Here is a 23,550-nt window from a genome sequence, read left to right as displayed (position 1 = left end):
TTTCACGTCCGATGCTCTAGCCCGCCCGCAGCAGCTTGATCGCGGAATCCCGTTCGAACAGATAGAGCATGGTCCGCAGGGCTTGGCCGCGCTCGCTCACGAGATCCGGGTCCCTGTCGACGATGAGGCGCGCATCGTCCCGCGCGGCGGCGAGGAGATCGCCGTCCGTCTCCAGGCGGGCGAGCTTGAAACCCGGCGTGCCGGACTGGCGGGTGCCGAGCACCTCGCCCTCGCCGCGCAGGCGCAGGTCCTCCTCGGCGATGCGGAACCCGTCTTCCGTCTGGCGCATCATTTCCAGGCGGGCCTGGGCGATCTGCCCGAGGGGTCCCTTGTAGACCAGGAGGCAGGTCGAGGATTTGGAGCCGCGCCCGATGCGGCCGCGCAGCTGATGAAGCTGGGCGAGGCCGAAGCGCTCCGCGTGCTCGATCACCATGATGGTGGCGTTGGGAACGTCGACGCCGACCTCGATGACGGTCGTGGAGACCAGGATCTTGGTGTCGCCGCGGGAGAACCGCTCCATGGCGGCGTCCTTGTCCTTGCCGGCGAGCTTGCCGTGAACGAGGCCGACAGCATCCCCGAAAAAGCTCCTCAAGGTCTCGTAGCGCTCCTCGGCGGCGGCGAGGTCGATCGTCTCGGATTCGCCGACGAGGGGGCAGACCCAGTAGACCTGATCGCCGTTGGCGATGGCCCGTCCGATGGCGCCGACGATCTCGTCGAGCCGGTCGATGGCGATGAGCTTCGTGGCGATGGGCTTGCGGCCCGCGGGCTTCTCGCTCAGGACCGACACGTCCATGTCGCCGAAATAGGTGAGCGCCAGCGTGCGCGGGATCGGGGTCGCGGTCATGACGAGAATGTCGACCGCCTCGCCCTTCGAGCCGAGCGCCAGGCGCTGGTGGACGCCGAAGCGGTGCTGCTCGTCCACCACGGCGACGCCGAGATCCTGGAAGGCGACGCCCTCCTGGAACAGGGCATGCGTGCCGACCGCGATCTGGATGCTGCCGTCAGCAAGGCCCGCGAGCACCGCCTTGCGGGCGGCGCCCTTCTCGCGGCCGGTCAGGAGGGCGATCGTCAGCCCGGCCTCTTCGGCCATGGGGGCGAGGCGCTCGTAATGCTGCCGGGCCAGGATTTCGGTGGGGGCCATCATGGCCGCCTGCCGGCCCGCCTCGATGGCGCTCGCCATGGTGAGCAGGCCGACGACGGTCTTGCCCGAGCCCACGTCGCCCTGGAGGAGGCGGAGCATCTTCTTGTCGGAGACAAGATCGCGCCGGATATCCTCGATGGCCTGGGCCTGGGAGCCCGTGAGGCCGAAGGGCAGGGCATTCTTGAGCTTCTCGACGAGATGCCCGTCGCCCGCGTTCACCCGGCCGGGCAGCCGTCGCATGCGGCTGCGGACGAGCGCGAGGGCGAGCTGGGAAGCGAGCAGCTCGTCATAGGCGAGACGGCGGCGGGGCGCCGATTTTGCGAGCGCTTCCTCGGAGAGCTGCGACGCGTTGTCCGGCCTGTGCAGGGTGAAGAGGGCGGTCCTGAAATCGGGCAGGGCGTTCCGGCCGAGCCAGGCGGCATCCTGCCATTCGGGCAGGCTCGGCACCCGCTCGAGGGCGGCCCCGATGAACTTGCCGACCATGCGCGAGGAAAGTCCCTCCGTGAGGCCGTAGACCGCCTCCACGGCGGGCAGGTTCTCGATTCCCCGGTCGTCGAGGATCCGGTCCGGGTGGACCATCTGGCGGCGGCCGTCCCATAGCTCGATCTTGCCGGAGACGTAACGGCGTTCGCCGACCGGCAGGAGCTTTTCCAGCCGCGCCTTCTGGCCGTTGAAGAAGACGAGCGAGACGTCCCCGGTCTCGTCCTCCACGAGGATCCGATAGGGGGCCCGGCGTCCGGGTGGGGGCGGGCGGTGCGTCACCACGGTGACCGAGAGGGTGACGGGCTCGCCGACCGGCGCGTCGGCGATGGAGCCTTTCATTTCCCGCGAGATGCCGCTGCTCGGCACGTGGAACAGGAGGTCGGCCGCCCGCGCAGGCCGGCCGGGCTCGCCGAGGAGGCGGTCCAGCAGGGGGGCGATCTTCGGCCCGACGCCGGGCAGGGAGGCCGCCGGGGCAAACAGGGGATCGAGAATGGACGGGCGCAAGGACATCAAACGGGTGTCAAGTCGAAGGGAGATGGTTATATAGCGGCCAAGCCGCCGCGAAGCGACGTTATCTTTTCTCTGACCGGAGCATTTTCATGAGCGGGACGACACGCAGCAGCGCCGACCTCGACGTTCGCCGCAGGAAGATCCTTTTCCGGGCCTGGCACCGGGGCATGCGCGAGATGGACCTGATCATGGGACGCTTCGCGGATGCCCAGATCGGCGAGCTCTCCGAGGAGGATCTGGCCGAATTCGAGCGGCTGATCGAGGTGACCGACCGGGATCTGCTCGGCTGGATCACGGGCGAGATCGAAACCCCTTCGAACTACGACACGCCCCTGTTCCGGCGGTTGAAGGCCTTTCATACCCATACCTCGCCGATTCATAACTGACGTTCCGTTTCCATCCCGTAGCCGAAGAATCGGGCCCTGGGGCCCGCGTTCTCCTGCCATTGACCCGATACGCGCCATCATGAAGTCTGCACTCGCCCGCGCCCTCGACGCCCTGAAGAAGGGCCACGGCCTGACCCTGTCCAGCGTTCCGGACGGATTCGACGCGCTCGCGGTGGCGGATCTGGCGCGGGGCCTGTCGGGGATCGTGGAGGGACCGGCCGTCCTCGTCCATGTGGCCCGCGACGGGCAGCGGCAGCAGAACTTCGCCAACAGCCTCGGCTTCATCGCGCCGGAGATCGAGATCCTCACCTTCCCGGCCTGGGATTGCCAGCCCTACGACCGGGTCTCGCCCAACGCGGCGATCACGGCCCAGCGCATGACGACCCTGGCGCGCCTCGCCCGTTCCAAGACCTCCGAGGACAAGCCGCGCATCCTGTCGACCACGGTGAACGCCCTCGTGCAGCGCGTCCCGCCCAGAGCCCGCATCGCGAAGGAAACCTTCTCGGCGGCGCCCGGCAACGTGGTGGACACGACCCTGCTCGTGAACTGGCTCGAGACCAACGGCTTCATGCGCACCGGCACGGTCCGCGACACGGGCGAATACGCCGTGCGCGGCGGCATCATCGACCTCTACCCGGCGGGCCTTCCGAATCCGGTGCGGCTCGACTTCTTCGGCGACGCGCTGGAATCGATCCGCTCCTTCGATCCGGAAAGCCAGCGCACCGTCGGCACCCTGCGCTCCCTCGACCTCGTGCCCATGAGCGAGGTGCAGCTCACCACGGAGAGCATCAAGCGCTTCCGCCAAGCCTATGTGGCCGCCTTCGGCGCGCCCACCCGCGACGACCGGCTCTACGAGGCGATCAGCGAGGGGCGGCGCTATCCCGGCCTTGAGCACTGGCTCCCGCTCTTCCATGACCATCTCGACACCCTGCTCGATTACGTCCCCGGCATCCCGGTGGTGTTCGACGCCCTGGCCGACGACGCCGCGGGCGAGCGCCTGTCGCAGGTGAAGGATTATTACGAAGCGCGGCGTGACACCGTGGGGCAGAACCAGCCGGGCGTCGCGCCCTATCGTCCGCTGCCCCCGGACCAGCTCTATGTCAGGCCCGAGGAATGGTCGGAGCGCACGAACGCGCTCCCGCTCGCCCGCCTGACGCCCTTCGCCATGCCGGAATCCGGAGCGCCCCGCATCGTCGTGGATTGCGGCGCACGCCAGGGCCGGAACTTCATCGCCGAGCGGGCGGACGAGAACGCCAACGTGTTCGAGGCCGTGATCCGCCACATCCGCGACCAGCAGGCTCAAGGACGGCGCGTCATCCTCGGCGCATGGTCGGACGGCTCCCGCGAGCGCCTGTGCCACGTGCTGCAGGATCACGACCTGAGGCAGACGAAGCCGATCGGCCGGTTCTCGGACGCGATGGCCTATCCGCGCAACGAGATCCCGGTCGGCATCTGGCCCCTGGAGCACGGGTTCGAGACGGGCGAGCTCACGGTCATCAGCGAGCAGGACATCCTGGGCGACCGCCTCGTGCGCCAGAAACGCAAGTCCCGACGTCCGCAGGACTTCCTCACGGAGGTGGCCGCGCTCACGCCCGGCGACCTCGTGGTGCACGTGGATCACGGTATCGGCCGCTTCGAGGGGCTCAAGACCATCGAGGCGGCGGGCGCGCCCCACGATTGCCTGGAGTTGCATTACGCGGGCGGCGACCGGCTGTTCCTGCCGGTGGAGAACATCGAGCTTCTGACCCGCTACGGGTCCGAGGAGACGGAGGTCCAGCTCGACAAGCTCGGCGGCGGGGCCTGGCAGGCCCGCAAGGCCCGCATGAAGCAGCGCATCCGGGAGATGGCCGGGGCGCTCATGAAGATCGCCGCGGCCCGCATCCTGAAGGACGCTCCGCGCATGGTGCCGCCGGAAGGCCTCTACGACGAGTTCGCCGCGCGCTTCCCCTACGAGGAGACCGAGGACCAGCTCAACGCCATCGAGGCGGTGCTGGACGACATGGCCTCAGGCCGCCCCATGGACCGCCTCGTCTGCGGCGACGTGGGCTTCGGCAAGACGGAAGTGGCGCTTCGCGCCGCCTTCGTGGCCGCCATGAGCGGCAAGCAGGTGGCGGTCGTCGTGCCTACGACGCTGCTGGCGCGCCAGCACTACAAGACCTTCTGCGACCGTTTCCGCGGGCTGCCGCTCAACATCGCGCAGGCCTCCCGCTTCGTGCCGTCAGGGGAGCTGAAGAAGACCAAGGAAGGGCTGACGGACGGCTCCATCGACATCGTGGTCGGCACCCATGCGGTTCTGGGCAAGTCCATCAAGTTCAAGGATCTCGGCCTCATCATCATCGACGAGGAGCAACATTTCGGCGTGACCCACAAGGAGCGCCTGAAGGAACTGCGGGCCGAGGTCCACGTGCTGACGCTCTCGGCGACGCCGATCCCGCGCACCCTGCAGCTCGCCCTGACGGGCGTGCGCGAACTCTCGCTCATCACCACGCCGCCGGTGGACCGACTGGCCGTGCGCACCTTCATCACGCCGTTCGATCCGCTTCTCATCCGCGAAGCCCTCCTGCGGGAGCGCTACAGGGGCGGGCAGGCCTTCTACGTGGTGCCGCGCCTCGACGATCTCGGAGAGGTAAAGACGTTCCTCGACCGGGAGGTCCCGGAGGCGAAGGTCGCCGTGGCCCACGGCCAGATGGCGGCCGGTCAGCTCGAAGACGTCATGACGGCCTTCTACGAGGGCCGGTACGACATCCTACTCTCCACAACCATCGTGGAATCGGGCCTCGACATTCCCACCGCCAACACGCTGATCGTGCATCGCGCCGACATGTTCGGCCTGTCGCAGCTCTACCAGCTTCGCGGACGCGTGGGACGGTCCAAGACCCGTGCCTACGCCCTGTTCTCGGTGCCCGCCAACAAGACCCTGACCACGCAGGCCGAGCGGCGTCTCAAGGTGCTCCAGACCCTCGATACCCTGGGCGCCGGCTTCCAGCTCGCATCGCACGATCTCGACATCCGCGGCGCGGGCAACCTGCTCGGCGAGGAGCAGTCCGGCCACATCAAGGAAGTGGGCTACGAGCTCTATCAGCAGATGCTGGAGGAAGCGGTCGCGCAGCTGAAGGCGGGCATCGAGGAGCCCGCGGAGGATCAATGGTCGCCCACCATCGCGGTCGGCGCGCCGGTGATGATTCCGGAGAGCTACATCGCCGACCTCCAGTTGCGCCTCGGGCTCTACCGCCGGCTCTCCACCTTCGAGACGGATGGCGAGATCGACGGTTTCAGGGCCGAACTCGTCGACCGCTTCGGCCCGGTTCCGTCCGAAGTGGACCAGCTCCTCAAGATCATGGCGATCAAGGTGCTCTGCCGCCGCGCCAACGTGGAGAAGGTGGACGGCGGCCCGAAGGGCATCATCATCTCGTTCCGCGATAATTCCTTCGCCAACCCGGCGGGCCTCATCTCCTACGTGACCGAGCAGGCCTCCTTCGCGAAGGTCCGCCCGGACATGAAGATCGTGTTCGTGCGCGATGTCGAGACGCCGGACGAGCGTATCAAGGCGTCTACCCACATCCTGCGCGATCTGGTGCGGATCGCCGAGAAGAAGGCGGCCTGATCCCATGATCGAGGCCCGATTCCATGATTAAATCTTGGGCCGTTATCGAAGACGGCGTCGTGGCGGACAGCCGGGACGCCGACCGGATCGTCCCCTGGTGGAGCTTCACGAAGACGATCCTCGCCGCGGCGGCTCTCGTGCTCGTGCGCGACGGGCTCACGAGCCTCGACGCGCCGATCTCCGGCAGACCCTATACGCTGCGCCACCTCCTGCAGCACCGTTCGGGGCTTGCCGAATACGGCAGGCTTGCGGCCTATCACGAGGCCGTGGCGCGGGGCGACGAGCCCTGGCCCGTGCGGGATCTCCTCGCCCGCGCCGATGCGGACCGGCTCCGCTACGATCCGGGAGAGGGCTGGGACTATTCCAATATCGGCTATCTCTTCGTACGGCAGAGCATCGAGGCGCTCACGGGGGAAAGCGCCGGGCAGGCGCTGCAGCGTCTCGTCCTGCATCCGCTCGGCATCGAGGGCGCGAGACTGGCGACGCGGCCCGGGGACCTTGCCGGCGTGAGCATGGGACGCGCGTCGGGCTACCACCCGGCCTGGGTCTATCATGGGCTGATGGTCGGAACCGTTCCGGACGCGGCGATGCTGCTCCATCGCCTCATGAGCGGCATGCTTCTCCCGCCCGCGTTGGTACGGGCCATGCTGGAGCCCTATGAACTTCCCGGCCCGGTCGAAGGCCGCCCATGGCGACGACCCGGCTACGGCCTGGGAGTGATGACGGGCGAAACGACGCGAGGCCTGAAGGTAGCCGGCCATACGGGCGGGGGCCCTGGCAGCACGATCGCCGTCTACCGGTCGCTCGACAGGCGCGATGTCCCTCGCGTGGCCGCGAGCTTCGCGACCACCGACGATCAGGCCAAGACGGAAGAAAAGGCCTTCGGGCTTCTGGAGAAATAGGCGTCAGAGCTCCGCCGCCGCCACGACCTGAGCGCTCAACTCGTTCTGAAGCATCGTGGCCGCGCCGCTCGCCTCGCCCGTGATGATCACGGGGGTATGGCTTGCGGCCAAAGTCTTGCGCAGGCGCGTCGCCAGTTCGAGGAACCGCTTCCGCTCGGTCCAGTTGGCATGTCGCGGCATCTGCAGCACGACGGCTGCGGGGCTCGGGATCAATGCGAGAACGTCGTCAGCGGCCTCGAACGGCGTCGTGACGCTGGCATAACCCATGCCCGCGAGTTCCGCCGAAAGAGCGCTGTCAGGAGCGCGCTCGCCGTTGTCCACGACGAGAACCTTCTGCATTCCGTTCATTGCAACACCCTCGCGTAAGCACGCGTTCATCGAGTCAGGAGATCCTTCCCTCAACGAACAAAGCAGCAGGTTAGTTGCATCCGCGACCTGAACGGAACCTCAACAAGAAGGGTAACCCCTACAGCCAAAGGGCTAGCGCATCGTGCGAAAAGTGGCCCCGGTTTTTCGCCAGAACGATGCGCTCTTTCCAAGAAGGAGCATCGAATCGATCCCGAAAGTGGAATCCGCTTTTGGGCCCGATGCTTTAACGGGACGGCCTCCACCAAGTGTCGATGGAGGGTCCGAAAAGGGGTGCCCTGTCGGGTTTTCGCAGGTCGGCGTCATAGGCAACCCATTGATCGCCAACGTAAAACAGCGGGATCACGTAGAATCCCGAGAGCAGGGCCCGGTCGAGAGCCCGGACCGAGGAGACGAATTCCTCCCTCGTCTTCGCCTCCAAAAGAGCATCGACCATCCGGTCGACGGCCGGGGAGGCGACGCCTGCGAAATTAAGGGAGCCGCTCCTGTCGGCCGCATCCGAACTCCAGCGGTTGCGCTGCTCGTTCCCGGGCGAGGCCGACGCCGGCCAGACCCATTGCACCATGTCGAAATCGAATTGCGACAGGCGGCGCCAATACTGGACGTTGTCGACGAGGCGAACGCGCGCGCTGATCCCGATCCTTTCGAGGGATTGGGCGAAATTGAGGGCGAGGCGCTCCTGCTGGCTGGAGCTGACCAGCATCTCGAAGGTGAAGGGCTCTCCCGTTCGCTCGTTGCGCAGGACGTCGTCCCTGATGACCCAGCCGGCCTCCGACAGCAGCGACAGGGCGCGCCGGGCCATCGACCGGTCCCGGCCCGAGCCGTCCGGCGAGGGTGGCCTCCATCGGCCTTCCAGAAAGTCGTCCCGCACCGCGCCCGGGAAGGCCGCCAGAAGGCCGCGCTCGCGCTCATCGGCCGGTTGCCCCGTCGAGGAGAGTTCCGACCCCGAGAAGTAGCTGTCCGCCCGGGTGAGCAATCCGTAATACAGGTTGCGGTTGAGCCAGTCGAAATCGAACATGTAGCCCAGGGCCTCCCGCACCCGGGGATCGCCGAAGATCGGACGCCGGGTGTTGAAGACGAAACCGTTCATGCCCTTCGGCAGCCGGATCGGCACGGTTTCGCGAACGGTCCTGCCGCTCAGGAGACGCGAGAAGGTATATCCCGTCGCCCAGCGGGCGGGATCTCCCTCGAGCCGGAAATCGTAAAGGCCCGCTCGAAAAGCCTCGAACATGGTGTTGTCGTCACGATAGAAATCGTAACGGATCTCGTCGAAGTTATAGAGGCCGCGCAGGATGGGCAGATCCTCGGCCCAGAAGTCCTTGCGCCGCTTCAGGACGATCCGCTCTCCGGGGCGGACCTCCGTGATCGCGTAGGGGCCCGATCCAACGGGCGGGGTGAGGGTAGTCCTGTCGAACCTGTCCGGGTCGGTCGCATGGGCCGGGAAGATCGGCATCGTGGCGATGATGAGCGGCAGTTCCCGGTCGTTGGAACCCGACAGGTCGAACGTGATCCTGTGCGGCGTCTCGGCCGTCACGGATCTCACCTGGCCGAAACTCGAGCGGTGGAAGGGCTTCCCGAATTTCCGCAGGAGCTCGAAGGTGAAGCGCACGTCTTCGGCGGTGAGCGGATGTCCGTCCGAGAAGCGGGCGCGAGGGTCGAGGTTGAAGGTCACCGAGCTGCGGTCGTCCGGCATCTCCGCCGAGCGGGCGATCAGGCCGTAGACGGTGAAGGGCTCGTCCCGGGAGCGCATCATCAGGCTCTGGAGCACGTAGTCGGGCACGGCGGGCGGTGCGACGCCGAGAACGATCAGGGGGTTGAGGCTGTCGAAGGTCCCCTGGATCGCCAGAGTGATTCGTCCGCCCTTCGGGGCGTCGGGATTCGCGTAGGGCAGGTGGGAAAAGTCCGCCGGCAGGGCGGGATCGCCGTGCATGGCGATCCCATGCCGCAGGACGTCCGCTTCGGCGGCAGCCACGGGGCCTGGGACCGCCAGGAAGAGGCTGGCGATCAGGCCAAGAATCCTTGTGAGGCTGCGGCTCATGGGTCTCCTGCTCTACGGCGGCGATTTCGGGGCAATATTGTACAGAAAGTTAACCGGGGTGACTGGAAACCTAGCCCATGAAAGGTTAAAGGAGCCCCACAGGTCATGTCTTCGCCGCATTCGGCAAAGATTCACCGTCCCATTGCAGGTTTAAGAAAGCCGGATACCAACGGCCCATTCAAGAGCCGACCTTTCGACTGAAGAGGATCTAACGACATGTCATTCGCGACACGCATCGCGAGCTTGGGGGGTTCCTGTGGCCTGGCGATCGCCGCGGCCCTTCTCGCCAGCGCGCCCGCTTCCGCTCAGGCCCCGAAGCCCGCCGCTCAGCCGGCGAAGCCCGCCGCTCCTGCGCCGGCTCAGGCCCAGCAGCAGGCCAGCGGCCCCACGGTCGTGCAGGTGAAGGCCGAGCCGTCCCAGCCGGAATGGACCAAGGTCTGCGGCAAGGACCAGAACACCAATACCGAAATCTGCTACACCACCCGCGACTTCGTCTCGGATCAGGGCCAGCCGGTTCTCGCGCTCGCGGTCTACGACGTGAAGGGCCCGCAGCCCCAGAAGGTCGTCCGCTTCGTGATGCCGCTCGGCCTGCTGCTGCAGCCCGGCCTGCGCTTCGCCGTCGATCAGGGTCAGGCGACCCCCGGCCGCTACGTGATGTGCCTGCCCAACGGCTGCTTCGCCGAGGCCCAGGTGAAGGACGACTTCATCGCCTCGCTCAAGAAGGGCGCGAACCTGAACGTCAGCGTCCAGAACCAGGTGGGCCGCGAGATCACCTTCGCGGTTCCGGCTGCCGGCTTCGGGAAGGCCTTCGACGGTCCTCCGATCGATCCGAAGGTGCTCGAGGAGCAGCAGAAGAAGCTCCAGGAAGAGCTCCAGAAGAAGAGCGAAGAGATGCGCCAGAAGATGCTTCAGAGCAACGGCGCCGCGGCCCCGGGCGCTCAGCCCGCCGCTCCCGCGACTCCGGCTCCCAAGCCGTAATCCGGATCGCCGCGAATAAGAAACGCCGGGCTACGGGCCCGGCGTTTTCGTTTGGTGCGGCGGCCGATCAGTGCGCGAGGCTCGGCTTGGCCCTGTATCCGCCGTTGGGCTGGCGTACGAACATTTCCTCGATCATCGGGTTGCGCAGAGGCTCGTCCGAGTGGTCGGGCATCAAATTCTGTTCGGAAACGTATGCGATGTACTCGGTTTCCGAGTTCTCGGCGAAGAGATGGTAGAACGGCTGATCCTTGCGGGGACGGACGTCCTCGGGGATGGACAGCCACCATTCTTCGGTGTTGTCGAATTCAGGGTCCACATCGAAGATGAGGCCTCGGAAATCGAACAGGCGATGCCTGACCACCTGGCCGATCGCGAATTTCGCCGAACTCGCTTTCATAGGCATGGTCCTAACTCCTTCGCGCATCGTGCGGAAAAGTGGACCCGGTTTTCCGCTCAAGCGATGCGCTCATTCCAAGAAGGCTGCATCGGATCGATCCCAAAAGTGCAGATCCGCTTTTGGGTCCGATGCTCTAGCCTTGCATATAGACAGGCCCGCCGGAATCTCCAAATCGACCGCCTTCACAATTCGGAGAACCCCGTCAATAGCTTACCAGTATTGGCGAGCGCGGATCGGCGCATTGTCAGTGAAAAAGCCGGCAAGCCTTGCAATTTCGGTCTAGCAGCCTTCCGAAGTTGGGATTGCTGCGAGGGGCTAACCTTGCCAGAAGAATGACCTCCTATCTCTCGCCGCTTGGCGCATCGCGTGGCCCGATGGGCTGCGTTCCACGATGCGCTCTCTCGAAGGGAGCATCGGATCCCATCCCGAACGTGACAATCCACTTCGGGATCCGATGCTCCAAGCCTCGCATCAGGAGCCTGCGATGTCCGACCTGATCGGGCTGTTCAACCTGCTCGCCCCTTTCTTCGGCCTGATCGGCCTCGGGTTCTTCTGCGGCAAGACCGTCAGGCAGCCGGAGGCGGGCCTCGCGTGGATGCAGTTCTTTCTGATCTACGTGGCCCTGCCATGCCTGTTCTTCCGGCTCATCGCCGACAAGCCGCTGGATCAGCTCGCCAACTGGGCCTTCGTGGCGGGCACCACCTTCTCGACGGCCTGCGCCTTCCTGTTGTCCTTCGCGGCGGGGTGGCGGCACACGAAGGACCTGCCGCAATCGGTCATGCAGGGCGTCGCCGGCTCCTATTCCAATATCGGCTACATGGGGCCGCCCCTGATCCTGGCGGCCATCGGCCCCGCCGCGAGCGCGCCGGTCGTCCTCATCTTCGTGTTCGACAACCTGTTCCTGTTCTCGGTCGTCCCGCTGCTCATGTCCGTCGCCGGGCTCGAGCGGCTCAACCTGTCGGCCACGATCCGCCGCATCGTCTGGCGGGTGGCGACCCATCCCTTCAACGTGGCCACGGCTCTCGGCGCCGCCGTGAGCTTTCTCCATCTGGAGATCCCGGGACCCGTCAATCAGATGGTGACCTGGCTGTCGGGCTCCGCCGCGCCCTGCGCCCTGTTCCTGCTCGGCGTGACCGTGGCCCTGCGCCCGACGCACCGCGTCCCGGGAGAGGTGCCGGCCCTTGTCGTCATCAAGCTGATCCTCCATCCCCTGCTGGTCTGGATCGTGCTCTCGGCCATCGGCGATTTCGGGCAGACCTGGACCTACGCGGCCATGGTCATGGCGGCCCTGCCGCCCGCCCTGAACATCTTCGTGATCTCGACCCAGTACAATGTCGGCGTGGAGCGGGCCTCCGCCTGCGTCCTCATCGGCACGCTGGTGTCCATCGTGACGCTGACGGCGGTGCTCTATCTCACGACCAACACCGGTACCTTGCCCTACGACCTGTTTCCTTAGCGCATCGTGCGAAGAAGTGGATCCGGTTTTTCGCGAGAACGATGCGCTCTTTCCAAGACGGGAGCATCGGACCCAAAAGCGGATTCCACTTTTGGGATCAATTCGATGCTCTAAGGAGCCGAGACGATCTGCATGAGGCGGGGTGCTCCCATATGGGGCAGCACGCCCTCGCGCATGACGGCGCGGCGCAGGGGGCCGAGCCTGCTGAGCGCCAGGAGGCCGGCGCCCCTCAGGAGGTCGGCCGGCAGAAAGCCGGTGAGCAAGGTCCTGTTGAGCCCGTCCACGGCGGCCGTCCGCAGGCGCACGTCGAGATCGCGGCTGCGCTGGTATTGCTTCAGCGTGTCGGGCGAGCCGGGCTCGCGCCTGTCGTCGAAGGCGTCCACCACCGCGTCCCTCAAGGAGGCCACGTCGCGGAATCCGAGATTGAGGCCCTGAGCCCCGATGGGCGGGAAGACGTGGGCCGCCTCGCCCACGAGGGCCAGACGGGGAGCGCCGAACCGGTCGACGGACAGGCCGGTCATCGGCACGACACCGCGGGGCCCGTCGATGCGCATCCCCCCGAGAAGGGACTGGGCCTGGCGCTCGATGGCCAGGGCCAGCGCCCTGTCGTCGAGCTTGGCGAGCTGTTCGGCCTGTTTGGGGCTCATCACCCATACGAGGCTCGAGCGCCTGCCGGGGAGGGGAACGAGGGTGAAGGGGCCGTTGCGCGTATGAAACTCGGTCGAGCTCTCCCGGTGCTCGCGCTCATGGGCCAGGATAGCCGTCAGGGCCGTCTGGGGATAGGACCAGGTCCGGGCCTCGATGCCGGCGATCTGGCGCAGCCGGGAATTGCGCCCGTCGCCCGCCACGACGAGATTGGCCTCGATCTCGGAGCCGTCTGCGAGGGTGACCAGGGCCCGATCCGCCTCGGCCCGGAACCCGGTGGCGTGCTGGGGCAGGAGCGTCAGGTGCTCGCAGGACCGGGCGGCTTCGGCCAGCCGCTCCACGAGCGTCGCGTTCTCGATGTTCCAGCCGAAGGCGTCGAGATCAATTTCCCGCGAGGAGAACGAGACCGGCGGCGGGCGGAACAGGCTGCCCGTATCGTCGATGATGCGCATCACTTCGAGCGGCGCCGCTTCCGGGGCGAGGTCGGGCCAGACGCCGAGCGCCTGCAGAAAACGGACCGAACCGTTGAGGAGAGCGACGGTCCGCCCGTCCCGCCGGGCATCGAGGCCGCCGATCATGACCGTCTCGAAGCCGTCGCGGGCGAAGGCCAGGGCAGCGCTCAGGCCGACCGCTCCCGCTCCGACGATGGCAATGCTATAGCTTTTCATCATCAAGAACTTTCCCCGTCATCTGTCGCCGGACGGCTTGCCGACTCACAATAATCCATGGATTCGCCATTGCCGACCGAGGCGGCGCATCCCTATGATCGTTATTCATGGTTCTTGTCGAACCGGCTTCCACATCTTCAGTTCAGAGTCGCTTGCGTGAAGGCAGACGTATCATCATCTGGGCCGCCCCTTGTCGAGCTAAAAGGGATCAGCAAGCGTTACGGCGACCTGCTCGCCAACGACGGCATCGACCTGTCGATCGAGCCCGGGGAGATCCATGCCCTGCTCGGCGAGAACGGCGCGGGCAAGTCGACCCTGGTCAAGATCCTCTATGGCGTCATCGAGCCCAGCGCCGGTGAGATCCGGTGGGAAGGGCGGCCCGTCACCATCGGTTCTCCGGTCGAGGCGCGCGCGCTCGGCCTCGGCATGGTGTTTCAACATTTCTCGCTGTTCGACGAAATGACCGTCGCCGAGAACATCGCCGTCGCCCTCTCGTCCGAGTGGAGCCTCGCAACGGTGCGCGGCAAGCTCGGCGAGATCAGCCGGACCTACGGGCTCGCGCTCGACGCCGACCGCGCCGTCTGGACCCTGTCCGCCGGCGAGCGGCAGCGCATCGAGATCGTCCGCTGCCTGCTGCAGAACCCGCGCCTGCTGATCCTCGACGAGCCGACCTCCGTTCTGACCCCGCAGGAGGCCGAGCACCTCTTCACGACCCTGGACAAGCTCTCGGCGGAGGGCTGCTCGATCCTGTACATCTCGCACAAGCTCGAGGAGGTGCGCCGTCTCTGCCGCCGCGCCACCATCCTGAGGTCCGGGCGCGTGGTGGCGACCATCGATCCGCGGGCGAGCACTGCGCGGGAAATCGCGGCCCTGATGGTCGGCAACGAGGTCGGCGAGATCCGCACCGATGCGCCGCATGTGCCGCAGGGCGAGATCCTGCGCGTCGATCACCTCGACATGCCGCCCGCGGGGCTTCACGGACAGGCCCTGAGGGACATCAATCTCGTGGCGCGCGCCGGCGAGGTGGTAGGCATCGCGGGCGTCGCCGGAAACGGGCAGAGCGAGCTGTTCGCGGCGCTGTCCGGGGAAAGGCTGGCGGACCGGGCCGGCGCGATCGTCATCGCGGGCAGGCCCAGCGGCACCCTGGGCATCGACGCCCGCCGCCGTCTGGCCGCCGCCTTCGTTCCGGAGGAGCGCCTGGGCCATGCGGCGGCTCCGACACACCGGCTGAGCGAGAACACCCTGATCTCGCATGCGGCGACCGAGGTGAGCCGGTCCGGCTTCATCCTGCTGAACGCCGCCAAGCGGCTCGCCCGCACGATCATCAAGAGCTTCGACGTGAGAACGCCGGAGGGCGATCCCCAGGCGCGCAAGCTCTCCGGCGGCAACCTGCAGAAATTCGTGATCGGGCGCGAGATCATCCGCAAGCCGAAGCTGCTGATCGTCGATCAGCCGACCTGGGGTGTTGACGCGGGCGCGGCGCGCCTGATCCGCCAGGCGCTCGTCGATCTCGCCCGCGAGGGCAGCGCCGTCGTGGTGGTGAGCCAGGACCTGGACGAGCTGTTCGAAGTGGCCGATCAGATGGCCGTGATCCACCAGGGACAATTGAGCCCGGTCAAACCCATCGGCGCATGGACCAAGGAGGCGGTCGGCCTTGAAATGCTAGGCGTGGCTCATACCCCGGGGGGCGCTCATGCGGTTTGAGCTGACGCCCCGCACGACGGTCTCTCCCGTGGCGCGCGCGGTCGCGCCGGTCGCGGCCTTCATCGTGTCGTTTCTCATCGCGGGCTTCGTGATCTGGCTCATGGGCCGGTCGCCCATCGCGGCCTTCAACGTCTATGTGGTTCAGCCCCTGAGCGATCCCTGGTCGCTCCAGGAACTGCTGGTGAAGGCGACGCCGCTCGCTCTGATCGCGATCGGCCTGTCCTATTGCTTTCGCGCCAATCTCTGGAATATCGGCGCCGAGGGGCAGTACGTCATGGGCGCGGTCCTGGGGAGCTGGCTCGCGCTGAAGACCCACGGAACGGATGCCGGATTCTGGGTGCTGCCGCTCATGCTGATCCTCGGCATGATCGGCGGCGCGCTCTACGGCCTCATCCCGGCCGTCCTGAAGACCCGCTTCGGCGTCAACGAGATCCTGACGAGCCTCATGCTCGTCTATGTGGCGCAGCTCACGCTCGACTATCTCGTGCGCGGGCCATGGCGCGACCCGAAGGGCTTCAATTTCCCGCAATCGGTCACCTTCGACCCGTCGGCGACGCTGCCTCCGGTGATGGAGGCGAGCCGCGTGAATTACGGGACGGTCTTCGCCCTCGTCGCGGTCCTGGTGACCGCCGTGGTGCTCGGACGGACCCTGTTCGGCTATCGCCTCAAGCTCACGGGCGATGCGCCCCGCGCGGCCCGGTTCGCGGGCTTCAGCTCCAAGGCGACGACGCTTGCGGTCTTCGCGATTTCGGGCGGCCTCGCGGGACTCGCGGGCATTTCCGAGGTCTCCGGCCAGATCGGGCAGCTCCAGCCCTCGATCTCCCCCGGCTACGGCTTCACGGCCATCACGGTGGCGTTCCTGGGCCGCCTCAATCCCTTCGGCATCATGGTGGCGGCGCTGGTTCTCGCGCTCACCTTCATCGGCGGGGAGAGCGCCCAGATCCTTCTCAAACTGCCGCTGGACCTGACCCAGGCGTTCCAGGGCATGCTTCTGCTCTGCGTTCTGGCGGCCGACGCCCTGGTCAGCAACCGCATTCGTTTCGTGACACGGGGAGGGGGCAAGTGACCACATTCGAGGCCATTCTTCTCACCATCGTGACGGCTTCCACGCCGCTTCTCATCGCGGCGCTCGGCGAACTGGTGTCGGAGCGCGCGGGCGTTCTGAATCTCGGCGTCGAAGGCATGATGATCATGGGCGCGGCGTGCTCCTTCGCGGCCGCCGTGACCTTCGACTCGACGGTCGTCGGCGTACTCGCCGGGATTCTGGCGGGCGTCGCGATGGCCGCGCTCTTCGCGCTGGCGGTGCTGGGATTTGCCGCGAACCAAGTCGGCTCGGGGCTCGCGCTCACCATTTTCGGCATCGGCCTGTCGGGACTCATCGGGGCGCCTTTCGTGGGCGCGCGCCGCGATCCCATCGCTCCCCTCGACATCCCGGTCCTCAGCGATCTGCCGGTGGTCGGCCGCCTCTTTTTTGAGCAGGATCTTTTCGTCTACGGATCCATCGCGCTCACGGTTCTGATCGCCCTCTATCTCGGCAGGACGCGGTCCGGCCTGACCCTCCGGTCCATCGGAGAGAACCATGGATCGGCCCATGGGCTCGGCCTTCCGGTCCTGCGCGTGCGATTCCTGGCCATTCTCTTCGGGGGTGCGTGCGCCGGTCTCGCGGGAGCCTACCTGTCCCTCGTCTACACGCGGTTCTGGGCTCCAGGCATGACGTCCGGCCGCGGCTGGATCGCCCTCGCGCTGGTCGTGTTCGCGGCCTGGCGCCCGGCCTGGGTGCTGGTCGGAGCCTATATCTTCGGCACGGCCACCGTGCTCCAGCTCCATGCCCAGGCGGCCCAGTTCGGCGTGCCGTCCCAGGCCCTGTCGGCGGTGCCGTATCTCGCCACGATCCTGGCGCTGCTGCTGCTGTCCCTGCGGCGCGGACGGGCGATCGGCGCCCCGGGATCCCTGGGCGTTCCTTTCGTGCCTGACCGGTGATCAAACTGGTGTTATTCTAGCCACGAGAAGTGTTGCCAGAAACCTTCGGAACTGCCAGGGATACCAAACCTTAACGTGGGGGAGCGAGCATGCTTTCAAAGACAATCATCGGAGCCTTGGCGGGTGCGGCAGCCCTTGCCTTGTCGGCCGGTACCGCGAGCGCGCAGGAGAAGCTGAAGGTCGGCTTCGTCTATGTCGGCCCGATCGGCGATTTCGGCTACAGCTATCAGCACGATCAGGGTCGCAAGGAGATGGAAAAGGCTCTCGGCGACAAGGTCGAGACCACCTATGTCGAGAACGTGCCGGAAGCCGATTCCGAGCGCGCCATCGAGCAGCTGGCCCGTACCGGCCACAAGCTGATCTTCACGACCTCGTTCGGCTTCATGGAGCCGACCCTGAAGGTCGCCAAGAAGTATCCGAACATCAAGTTCGAGCACGCGACCGGCTTCAAGCGCGCCCCCAACGTGTCGACCTATGCGGCCAAGTTCCACGAGGGCCGCTACATCGCCGGCCAGATCGCCGGCAAGATGACCAAGTCGGGCACCATCGGGTATGTGGGCGCCTTCCCGATTCCGGAAGTGATCTCCGGCATCAACTCGTACTTCCTCGGCGCGCAGTCGGTGAACCCGAACGTGAAGCTTAAGGTCGTGTGGGTGAATTCCTGGTTCGATCCGGCGAAGGAAGGCGATGCCGCCAAGGCTCTGCTCGACCAGGGCGTGGACGTGCTCACGCAGCACACCGACAGCCCGGCACCGCTCCAGGCCGCCGAGGCGCGCGGCAAGCTCGGCTTCGGCCAGGCCTCCGACATGGAGCGCTTCGCTCCGAAGGCTCAGCTGACGGCGATCATCGACCATTGGGGCGATTATTACATCCAGCGCACCAAGGCCGTTCTCGACGGCACCTGGAAATCCGAGGACACCTGGGGCGGTCTGGCCGCCAACATGGTGCAGATGGCTCCCTACAAGAACATGCCCGACGACGTGAAGAAGATGGCCGAGGATACCGAGGCCGCAATCAAGTCCGGCTCGCTCAACCCCTTCAAGTGCCCGGTGATCGGCCAGGACGGCAAGGAGATCGAGTGCAAGGGCAACGGCGCGCTGTCGGACGAGCAGATCCTCGGGATGAACTTCTACGTGAAGGGCATCGACGACAAGATCCCGCAATAAGCCGCGAAGCCTATCGACGAACCGAAGGCAGCCGAGGGTTCGGCTGCCTTTTTTGTATCGGGGGCCTCGATGGCGCCCATCCGCGACGAGAGCATCGGACGTGAAAAGTGGATTCCACTTTTGGGATTGCATCCGATGTTCCCTTCATAGATGAGACGCATCGTCTGAGCGAAAAACCGGAGCCACTTTTTCGCACGATGCGCCAGGAGAATGCCAATGACCGAACAACGGGAAATCCAGCCAGGCGATGCCGACGTGCTGGTGGTCGTCGATATCCAGTACGACTTTCTCCCCGGCGGAGCCCTGGCGGTCCCGGACGGCGGCGCGGTCGTCGCGCCGATCAACCGGCTGGCGAAGGCGTTCCGGCACGTGGTCCTGACGCAGGATTGGCACCCGAAGGGGCACGCCTCCTTCGCGTCGAGCCATCCCGGCAGGAAGCCTTTCGAGGCGACCGAGCTCGCCTATGGCCCCCAGGTGCTGTGGCCGGATCATTGCGTTCAGGGGACGCCGGGCGCTGAGATTTCCCGCGATCTCGACATTCCCCACGCGCAGCTCGTCATCCGCAAAGGCTACAACGCGGGCATCGACAGCTATTCGGGCTTCAAGGAAGCCGACCGCAGAACCTCGACGGGTCTCGATGGCTACCTGAAGGAGCGTGGCTTCAGGCGGGTCTTCTGCGCCGGTCTCGCGACCGATTTCTGCGTGGCCTGGACCGCGATCGATGCCGCCGCGGCAGGCTTCGAGAGCTACCTGATCGAGGATGCCTCGCGGGCCATCGACGCCGCCGGGTCTCTGGCGAGAGCCAGGAGCGACTGGAACGCCGCGGGCGTCCGCACGATCGGGAGCGGGCAGATTCGGGAGGCTTAACCCCCGTATGCCCCTCTCGTCATGGCCGTGCTGGAATCTGAGCATTTGCGAAGATGCGTCAAAAGTCTTACATCAAGCCCTAGCGCATCGTGCGGAAAAGTGGATTCCACTTTCAGGTCCGATGGTCTAGTCCGAAGGGCAGATCCCTTCGCCCACAAGGTTCAAAGCTAGGTTCAGCCCCTATGGCCGTCGTTCTCGACCTTCTGAACAAGGACAACCGTCCCCGTCACCCGGAAAAGGCGCACCGGCCGGACCAGCCCGTTCAGCAGCGCAAGCCCGATTGGATCCGCGTGAAGGCTCCGGGCTCGCCCAAATGGGCCGAGACCAACCGGATCGTCCGCGAGAACAAGCTCGTGACGGTCTGCGAGGAGGCGGGTTGCCCCAATATCGGCGAGTGCTGGGAGAAGAAGCACGCCACCTTCATGATCATGGGCGACACCTGCACCCGCGCCTGTGCCTTCTGCAATGTGAAGACCGGCCTGCCCGAGGCGCTCGACCGGGACGAGCCCGACAACGTGGCCAAGGCCGTCGAGAAGCTGGGCCTGGAGCACGTCGTCATCACCTCCGTGGACCGCGACGACCTCGCAGACGGGGGTGCGCAGCATTTCGCGGACGTCATCCATGCCATCCGGGCCCGCAGCCCCAAGACGACCATCGAGATCCTGACGCCCGATTTCCTGCGCAAGCCCGGCGCGCTCGAAGTGGTCGTCGCGGCCAAGCCCGACGTGTTCAACCACAACCTGGAAACCGTGCCGTCCCGATACCTGAAGGTCCGTCCCGGCGCGCGGTATTTCCACTCGATCCGCCTGCTCCAGCAGGTGAAGGAGCTCGATCCCACCATCTTCACCAAGTCCGGCATCATGGTCGGCCTCGGGGAGGAGCGGAACGAGGTCCTGCAGCTGATGGACGACCTGCGCTCGGCGGATGTGGACTTCATGACCATCGGCCAGTACCTCCAGCCGACGAAGAAGCATCACCCCGTCATCCGCTTCGTCACGCCCGACGAATTCAAGGCCTATGAAACCACTGCCTATGCGAAGGGTTTCCTCCTCGTCTCCTCGACTCCGCTGACGCGCTCGTCGCACCACGCGGGTGAGGATTTCGCCAAGCTCAAGGCGGCTCGTCTCGCCAAGCTCGGCTGAAGTATCGGACCCGGAGACGGTTTCCGCCGCCGGGGTCCAATCCGACGCTTCATGATCAATTCGGGTGGGGGCATGCAGCGCATTCTCGTCATCGGCAGCCCGGGTGCGGGCAAGAGCACCCTGGCCCGGCGCCTCAGTGAGCGGCTCGACCTGCCGCTGATCCATCTCGACCGGGAGTATTTCGGTCCCGGTTGGACGATGCCGCCGCGCCCCGAATGGCGCGAGCGGGTGAGCGCGCTCGCCGCCCGGCCCGCCTGGGTCATGGACGGCAATTACGCCTCGACCTTCGATATCCGCGTGCCCCGCGCGACCGCCGTCGTCTGGCTCGATCTGCCGCGCTGGCGCTGCGCGCTCTCCGTCCTGTGGCGCGTGGCGAAGAACTATGGCCGCGTCCGGCCCGATCTCGGCCCGGATTGCGCGGAGAAATTCGATCTGTCCTTCATGCGCTGGATCTGGTCCTATCCCAGGACGATGCGCCCCAAGACCGCCCGGATGCTCGAACGCCTGCGGCCCGACCAGCGGGTCTTCGTGCTGCGCTCGCGCTCCGATATCCCGGCCCTGGAGGCCAATCTCACTCACGTCAAGGAGGCCGCCTGAGCCATGCCGAACTTCCGCATGACTCGAACCGTCAAGCACAAGCCGGCCCAGATGTTCGCGCTCGTCGCGGACGTCGAGCGGTATCCGGAATTCGTGCCGCTCTGCGAGGAGCTGCGCATCATTCGCCGCGTGCAGAGCGGGGAGGGGATCGAGACGCTCGTCGCCTCCATGAGCGTGGGCTACAAGGCGATCCAGGAGAGCTTCACCACCCGCGTGACCCTGGACGAGCCGCGCCTGCGCATCGGCGTCGAATACGTGGACGGCCCGTTCAAGTATCTCGAGAACCGCTGGACCTTCCGTGACGCACCGGGCGGCTGCGAGGTGGAATTCTACATCAATTACGAGTTCAAGAGCTTCGCACTCGGTCTCGTCATGGGCACCGTCTTCGACAAGGCTTTCCGGAAGTTCACGGAAGCCTTCGAGCAGCGGGCCGATACGGTTTTCGCGACCTGAGAAGGTCTCCCTTCAGGATGCGCTCTTTCCAAGAAGGGGCCGTCGGATGGATCCCAAAAGTGCAAATCCACCTTTCACGCCCGATGGTCTAGAGCAAATTGCATTCTGACGGGATCAGAATGCAATTTGCTCTCTCTCTTTGGCGAAGCATCGTTCTTCGCGAAGAACCGGTTCCCACTTCTTCGCACGATGCTCTAGAGCCTTTTCCGCAAAAGTGGATGCCGGTTTTGCGAAGAAAAGGCGTCTTTCTCAAACAACAAATGCCTTTTCCGTGAACCGAAGTTCATGGAAAAGGCTCTAGATCGCGAGGACCCGCTCGAAGAGAGACATGGCATCCTCGACCGCGCTCCGGCGCACCGCTTCCCGGCCGAGATCGCCGTAGCTGCGCTCCAGGTGGATCGTCGCGAAGGACTTTCCGGCAAGGCCGAAATGCACGAGGCCCACGGGCTTCGTAGCCGTTCCGCCACCCGGTCCGGCGATTCCGGTGACGCCGACGGCGATGTCGGCGCGGGAATGGGCGAGCGCGCCCTCGGCCATGGCCCGCGCCACCGGTTCGCTCACCGCGCCATGGGCCGCGATGAGCTCGGCCGGAACGCCGATGAGTTCGGTCTTCGCCTCGTTCGAATAGGTCACGAAGCCGCGCTCCACGACCGCCGAGGAGCCGGCGATCTCCGTCAGCAGAGCCGCCACGAGGCCGCCCGTACAGGATTCGGCGGTCGCGATCTTCAGGCCCTTTCCCTCATAGGCCTTGAGCAGGGCCGCCGCGCGCTGCTTCAGCTCGGGTGTCATGAGAACCGGCGTCACGGGAACGATCGTCATGGTGAAACCTCCGGCGAAACCTCCGGGAGCCGGATCGTTGCGGCGGCCTGGGCGGCGATGCCTTCGCTCCGGCCCGTGAAGCCGAGCTTCTCCGTCGTGGTGGCTTTCAGCGACACCTGATCGAGCCGCAGTCCCACGATCTCGGCGATCCGCTGACGCATCGCCTCGCGATGGGGACCGAGGCGAGGCTTTTCGCACAGAAGCGTCGCGTCCAGGTGGTCGATCAGCCCCCCGCGCCCTCTCACCAGGGCCGCCGCATGGGCCAGGAACCGGTCCGACGACGCCCCGCGCCACTGCGGGTCGCTCGGCGGGAAATGGGTGCCGATATCCCCATCCGCAATGGCGCCGAGGAGGGCGTCCGTCAGGGCATGGAGAACGACGTCGCCGTCCGAATGAGCGATCACGCCTCTATCGTGGGGAACCTTGATCCCGCCGAGCCAGACATGGTCGCCGTCGCCGAAGGCGTGAACGTCGAAACCGGTTCCGAGCCGGGTCATATAGGTCATCGCTAATCCTCGCAAGCGCCTCTCGGCTTCAGCAAAGTCGGAAGCATGGGTCAGTTTGGTGTTGAGGGGATCCCCATCGAACACGTGGACGGGATGGCCTGCCCACTCGGCCAGAGCTCCGTCGTCCGTGAAATCTCCGATACCCGCCTCGGCGGCCCTCCGGTGCGCGGCGAGCAGCGCCGCGAAGCCGAAGGCCTGTGGCGTCTGCACGGCCCTGAGCCCGGCGCGATCCGGCGTCGACACGACTTCGTTCCGGGGCCCGATGACCTTGATCGTGTCGGTGACGGAAATGCCGGGCACGGCCGCGTCCCAGCGTTCCGCCGCGTCCAGCGCGCGCGCGATGAGCGCCTCGGTCGCAAAGGGCCGGGCCGCATCGTGGATGAGCACGTGCCGGGGAGCGGCCGCCGCAAGGGCTTCGAGCCCGTTTCGAACCGAATCTTGACGCGTTTCTCCCCCATAAGCCACCGGCAGGAGGCGGCCGGTTCTCTCGGGTGGAAGGGCCGCAACGGCTTGGCGATAGAGATCAATATCGTCCGGGTGAACGACGACGAGCGCCGTCTCGATCTTCGGATGGCCCAGGAAGGCGTTCAGGGTCAGCGTCAGGACGGGCTTTCCGCCGAGGAGACGATACTGCTTCGGAACTCCCTCGCCGGCTCTCGATCCACGTCCTGCGGCGACGATAAGGGCGGCGACTGGCATCAAGGTGGGCTCTCCCCTTCACGCGCTCCCCTGGCGCATCGTG

The 23,550-nt window shown here is 66.0% G+C and carries 20 protein-coding genes; 13 read left to right on the top strand and 7 right to left on the bottom strand.

The annotated features are described in order from the left end of the window. Positions 1-16 precede the first annotated feature (16 nt). Positions 17-2,134, bottom strand: coding sequence for an ATP-dependent DNA helicase RecG (recG, locus tag AB8841_RS19655; protein WP_370437490.1), 2,118 nt, complete (start codon positions 2,132-2,134; stop codon positions 17-19). 89 nt (positions 2,135-2,223) lie between these two features. Between recG and AB8841_RS19650 the strand changes: the two genes are divergently transcribed. From AB8841_RS19650 to AB8841_RS19640, 3 genes are all read left to right on the top strand, one after another. Continuing rightward, positions 2,224-2,520, top strand: coding sequence for a succinate dehydrogenase assembly factor 2 (locus AB8841_RS19650; RefSeq protein ID WP_370437489.1), 297 nt, complete (start codon positions 2,224-2,226; stop codon positions 2,518-2,520). A 79-nt stretch (positions 2,521-2,599) separates the two neighbouring features. After that, positions 2,600-6,124, top strand: a complete 3,525-nt coding sequence (gene mfd, locus AB8841_RS19645) for a transcription-repair coupling factor (RefSeq protein WP_370437488.1) — start codon at positions 2,600-2,602, stop codon at positions 6,122-6,124. 23 nt (positions 6,125-6,147) lie between these two features. Next, on the top strand, positions 6,148-7,026 hold the full coding sequence (locus tag AB8841_RS19640; protein ID WP_370437487.1) for a serine hydrolase domain-containing protein: 879 nt from the start codon (positions 6,148-6,150) through the stop codon (positions 7,024-7,026). Between the two features lie 3 nt (positions 7,027-7,029). Here the strand turns inward: AB8841_RS19640 and AB8841_RS19635 are convergent, their stop codons facing one another. Both AB8841_RS19635 and AB8841_RS19630 read right to left on the bottom strand, forming a co-directional pair. Next, positions 7,030-7,365, bottom strand: coding sequence for a hypothetical protein (locus AB8841_RS19635; RefSeq protein WP_370437486.1), 336 nt, complete (start codon positions 7,363-7,365; stop codon positions 7,030-7,032). A gap of 253 nt (positions 7,366-7,618) precedes the next feature. Next, positions 7,619-9,430 (bottom strand): extracellular solute-binding protein, encoded by a 1,812-nt coding sequence (locus AB8841_RS19630; protein WP_370437485.1) that lies wholly within the window; start codon positions 9,428-9,430, stop codon positions 7,619-7,621. Between the two features lie 216 nt (positions 9,431-9,646). Here AB8841_RS19630 and AB8841_RS19625 point away from each other — a divergent pair, with 216 nt between their 5' ends. After that, positions 9,647-10,408, top strand: a complete 762-nt coding sequence (locus tag AB8841_RS19625; RefSeq protein ID WP_370437484.1) for an invasion associated locus B family protein — start codon at positions 9,647-9,649, stop codon at positions 10,406-10,408. Between the two features lie 67 nt (positions 10,409-10,475). Here AB8841_RS19625 and hspQ read toward each other — a convergent pair whose 3' ends face one another. Further along, positions 10,476-10,805, bottom strand: a complete 330-nt coding sequence (hspQ, locus tag AB8841_RS19620) for a heat shock protein HspQ (RefSeq protein WP_370439320.1) — start codon at positions 10,803-10,805, stop codon at positions 10,476-10,478. A 484-nt stretch (positions 10,806-11,289) separates the two neighbouring features. Here hspQ and AB8841_RS19615 point away from each other — a divergent pair, with 484 nt between their 5' ends. After that, positions 11,290-12,261 carry an AEC family transporter gene (locus AB8841_RS19615; protein ID WP_370437483.1) on the top strand — a complete coding sequence of 324 codons (972 nt, stop codon included), beginning with the start codon at positions 11,290-11,292 and terminating at the stop codon, positions 12,259-12,261. 110 nt (positions 12,262-12,371) lie between these two features. On the opposite strand, the gene AB8841_RS19610 is transcribed toward AB8841_RS19615, so the two are convergent. Beyond that, positions 12,372-13,577: a UbiH/UbiF family hydroxylase gene (locus AB8841_RS19610; RefSeq protein ID WP_370437482.1), complete on the bottom strand. Its 1,206-nt coding sequence runs from the start codon at positions 13,575-13,577 to the stop codon at positions 12,372-12,374. A 153-nt stretch (positions 13,578-13,730) separates the two neighbouring features. On the opposite strand from AB8841_RS19610, the gene AB8841_RS19605 reads away from it, so the two are divergent. From AB8841_RS19605 to AB8841_RS19570, 8 genes are all read left to right on the top strand, one after another. After that, entirely contained in the window at positions 13,731-15,278 is a 1,548-nt protein-coding gene (locus AB8841_RS19605) for an ABC transporter ATP-binding protein (protein ID WP_370437481.1), read from the top strand. Beyond that, positions 15,268-16,344: an ABC transporter permease gene (locus tag AB8841_RS19600; protein ID WP_370437480.1), complete on the top strand. Its 1,077-nt coding sequence runs from the start codon at positions 15,268-15,270 to the stop codon at positions 16,342-16,344. The genes AB8841_RS19605 and AB8841_RS19600 overlap by 11 nt, the downstream gene beginning before the upstream one ends. After that, positions 16,341-17,258: an ABC transporter permease gene (locus AB8841_RS19595; RefSeq protein ID WP_370437479.1), complete on the top strand. Its 918-nt coding sequence runs from the start codon at positions 16,341-16,343 to the stop codon at positions 17,256-17,258. Before AB8841_RS19600 ends, AB8841_RS19595 begins: the two co-directional genes overlap by 4 nt. Positions 17,259-17,347: 89 nt before the next feature. Then, positions 17,348-18,424: a BMP family ABC transporter substrate-binding protein gene (locus AB8841_RS19590; protein ID WP_370437478.1), complete on the top strand. Its 1,077-nt coding sequence runs from the start codon at positions 17,348-17,350 to the stop codon at positions 18,422-18,424. 216 nt (positions 18,425-18,640) lie between these two features. Next, positions 18,641-19,291 carry a nicotinamidase gene (locus AB8841_RS19585; protein WP_370437477.1) on the top strand — a complete coding sequence of 217 codons (651 nt, stop codon included), beginning with the start codon at positions 18,641-18,643 and terminating at the stop codon, positions 19,289-19,291. 182 nt (positions 19,292-19,473) lie between these two features. Next, positions 19,474-20,433 (top strand): lipoyl synthase, encoded by a 960-nt coding sequence (gene lipA, locus AB8841_RS19580; RefSeq protein WP_370437476.1) that lies wholly within the window; start codon positions 19,474-19,476, stop codon positions 20,431-20,433. A gap of 72 nt (positions 20,434-20,505) precedes the next feature. Then, positions 20,506-21,030, top strand: a complete 525-nt coding sequence (locus AB8841_RS19575) for a topology modulation protein (protein WP_370437475.1) — start codon at positions 20,506-20,508, stop codon at positions 21,028-21,030. Between the two features lie 3 nt (positions 21,031-21,033). After that, on the top strand, positions 21,034-21,483 hold the full coding sequence (locus AB8841_RS19570) for a type II toxin-antitoxin system RatA family toxin (RefSeq protein WP_370437474.1): 450 nt from the start codon (positions 21,034-21,036) through the stop codon (positions 21,481-21,483). Positions 21,484-21,780: 297 nt separating this feature from the next. On the opposite strand, the gene AB8841_RS19565 is transcribed toward AB8841_RS19570, so the two are convergent. Continuing rightward, complete coding sequence (locus AB8841_RS19565) at positions 21,781-22,302, bottom strand: CinA family protein (RefSeq protein WP_370437473.1); 522 nt, start codon at positions 22,300-22,302, stop codon at positions 21,781-21,783. Beyond that, a complete protein-coding gene (locus tag AB8841_RS19560) occupies positions 22,299-23,507 on the bottom strand; it encodes a bifunctional 2-C-methyl-D-erythritol 4-phosphate cytidylyltransferase/2-C-methyl-D-erythritol 2,4-cyclodiphosphate synthase (RefSeq protein WP_370439319.1) in 1,209 nt (402 codons plus the stop codon). The genes AB8841_RS19565 and AB8841_RS19560 overlap by 4 nt, the downstream gene beginning before the upstream one ends. Positions 23,508-23,550 lie beyond the last annotated feature (43 nt).

Source organism: Microvirga sp. TS319 (assembly GCF_041276405.1).
In the GTDB taxonomy this organism is placed as follows: Bacteria; Pseudomonadota; Alphaproteobacteria; order Rhizobiales; family Beijerinckiaceae; genus Microvirga.
Note: the sequence above shows the minus strand (reverse complement) of the source record. Positions and strands in the feature narration are given on the sequence as shown.

What these genes read in the sequence shown, in the direction of transcription:
- AB8841_RS19570 (WP_370437474.1), top strand. Translation starts at nt 21,034, where the DNA reads ATGCCGAACTTCCGCATGACTCGAACCGTCAAGCACAAGCCGGCCCAG.
- AB8841_RS19630 (WP_370437485.1), bottom strand. Translation starts at nt 9,430, where the DNA reads ATGAGCCGCAGCCTCACAAGGATTCTTGGCCTGATCGCCAGCCTCTTC.
- AB8841_RS19575 (WP_370437475.1), top strand. Translation starts at nt 20,506, where the DNA reads ATGCAGCGCATTCTCGTCATCGGCAGCCCGGGTGCGGGCAAGAGCACC.
- AB8841_RS19650 (WP_370437489.1), top strand. Translation starts at nt 2,224, where the DNA reads ATGAGCGGGACGACACGCAGCAGCGCCGACCTCGACGTTCGCCGCAGG.
- mfd (WP_370437488.1), top strand. Translation starts at nt 2,600, where the DNA reads ATGAAGTCTGCACTCGCCCGCGCCCTCGACGCCCTGAAGAAGGGCCAC.
- AB8841_RS19635 (WP_370437486.1), bottom strand. Translation starts at nt 7,365, where the DNA reads ATGCAGAAGGTTCTCGTCGTGGACAACGGCGAGCGCGCTCCTGACAGC.
- AB8841_RS19585 (WP_370437477.1), top strand. Translation starts at nt 18,641, where the DNA reads ATGACCGAACAACGGGAAATCCAGCCAGGCGATGCCGACGTGCTGGTG.
- AB8841_RS19560 (WP_370439319.1), bottom strand. Translation starts at nt 23,507, where the DNA reads ATGCCAGTCGCCGCCCTTATCGTCGCCGCAGGACGTGGATCGAGAGCC.
- lipA (WP_370437476.1), top strand. Translation starts at nt 19,474, where the DNA reads ATGGCCGTCGTTCTCGACCTTCTGAACAAGGACAACCGTCCCCGTCAC.
- hspQ (WP_370439320.1), bottom strand. Translation starts at nt 10,805, where the DNA reads ATGAAAGCGAGTTCGGCGAAATTCGCGATCGGCCAGGTGGTCAGGCAT.
- AB8841_RS19600 (WP_370437480.1), top strand. Translation starts at nt 15,268, where the DNA reads ATGCGGTTTGAGCTGACGCCCCGCACGACGGTCTCTCCCGTGGCGCGC.
- recG (WP_370437490.1), bottom strand. Translation starts at nt 2,134, where the DNA reads ATGTCCTTGCGCCCGTCCATTCTCGATCCCCTGTTTGCCCCGGCGGCC.
- AB8841_RS19640 (WP_370437487.1), top strand. Translation starts at nt 6,148, where the DNA reads ATGATTAAATCTTGGGCCGTTATCGAAGACGGCGTCGTGGCGGACAGC.
- AB8841_RS19590 (WP_370437478.1), top strand. Translation starts at nt 17,348, where the DNA reads ATGCTTTCAAAGACAATCATCGGAGCCTTGGCGGGTGCGGCAGCCCTT.
- AB8841_RS19610 (WP_370437482.1), bottom strand. Translation starts at nt 13,577, where the DNA reads ATGATGAAAAGCTATAGCATTGCCATCGTCGGAGCGGGAGCGGTCGGC.
- AB8841_RS19615 (WP_370437483.1), top strand. Translation starts at nt 11,290, where the DNA reads ATGTCCGACCTGATCGGGCTGTTCAACCTGCTCGCCCCTTTCTTCGGC.
- AB8841_RS19565 (WP_370437473.1), bottom strand. Translation starts at nt 22,302, where the DNA reads ATGACGATCGTTCCCGTGACGCCGGTTCTCATGACACCCGAGCTGAAG.
- AB8841_RS19625 (WP_370437484.1), top strand. Translation starts at nt 9,647, where the DNA reads ATGTCATTCGCGACACGCATCGCGAGCTTGGGGGGTTCCTGTGGCCTG.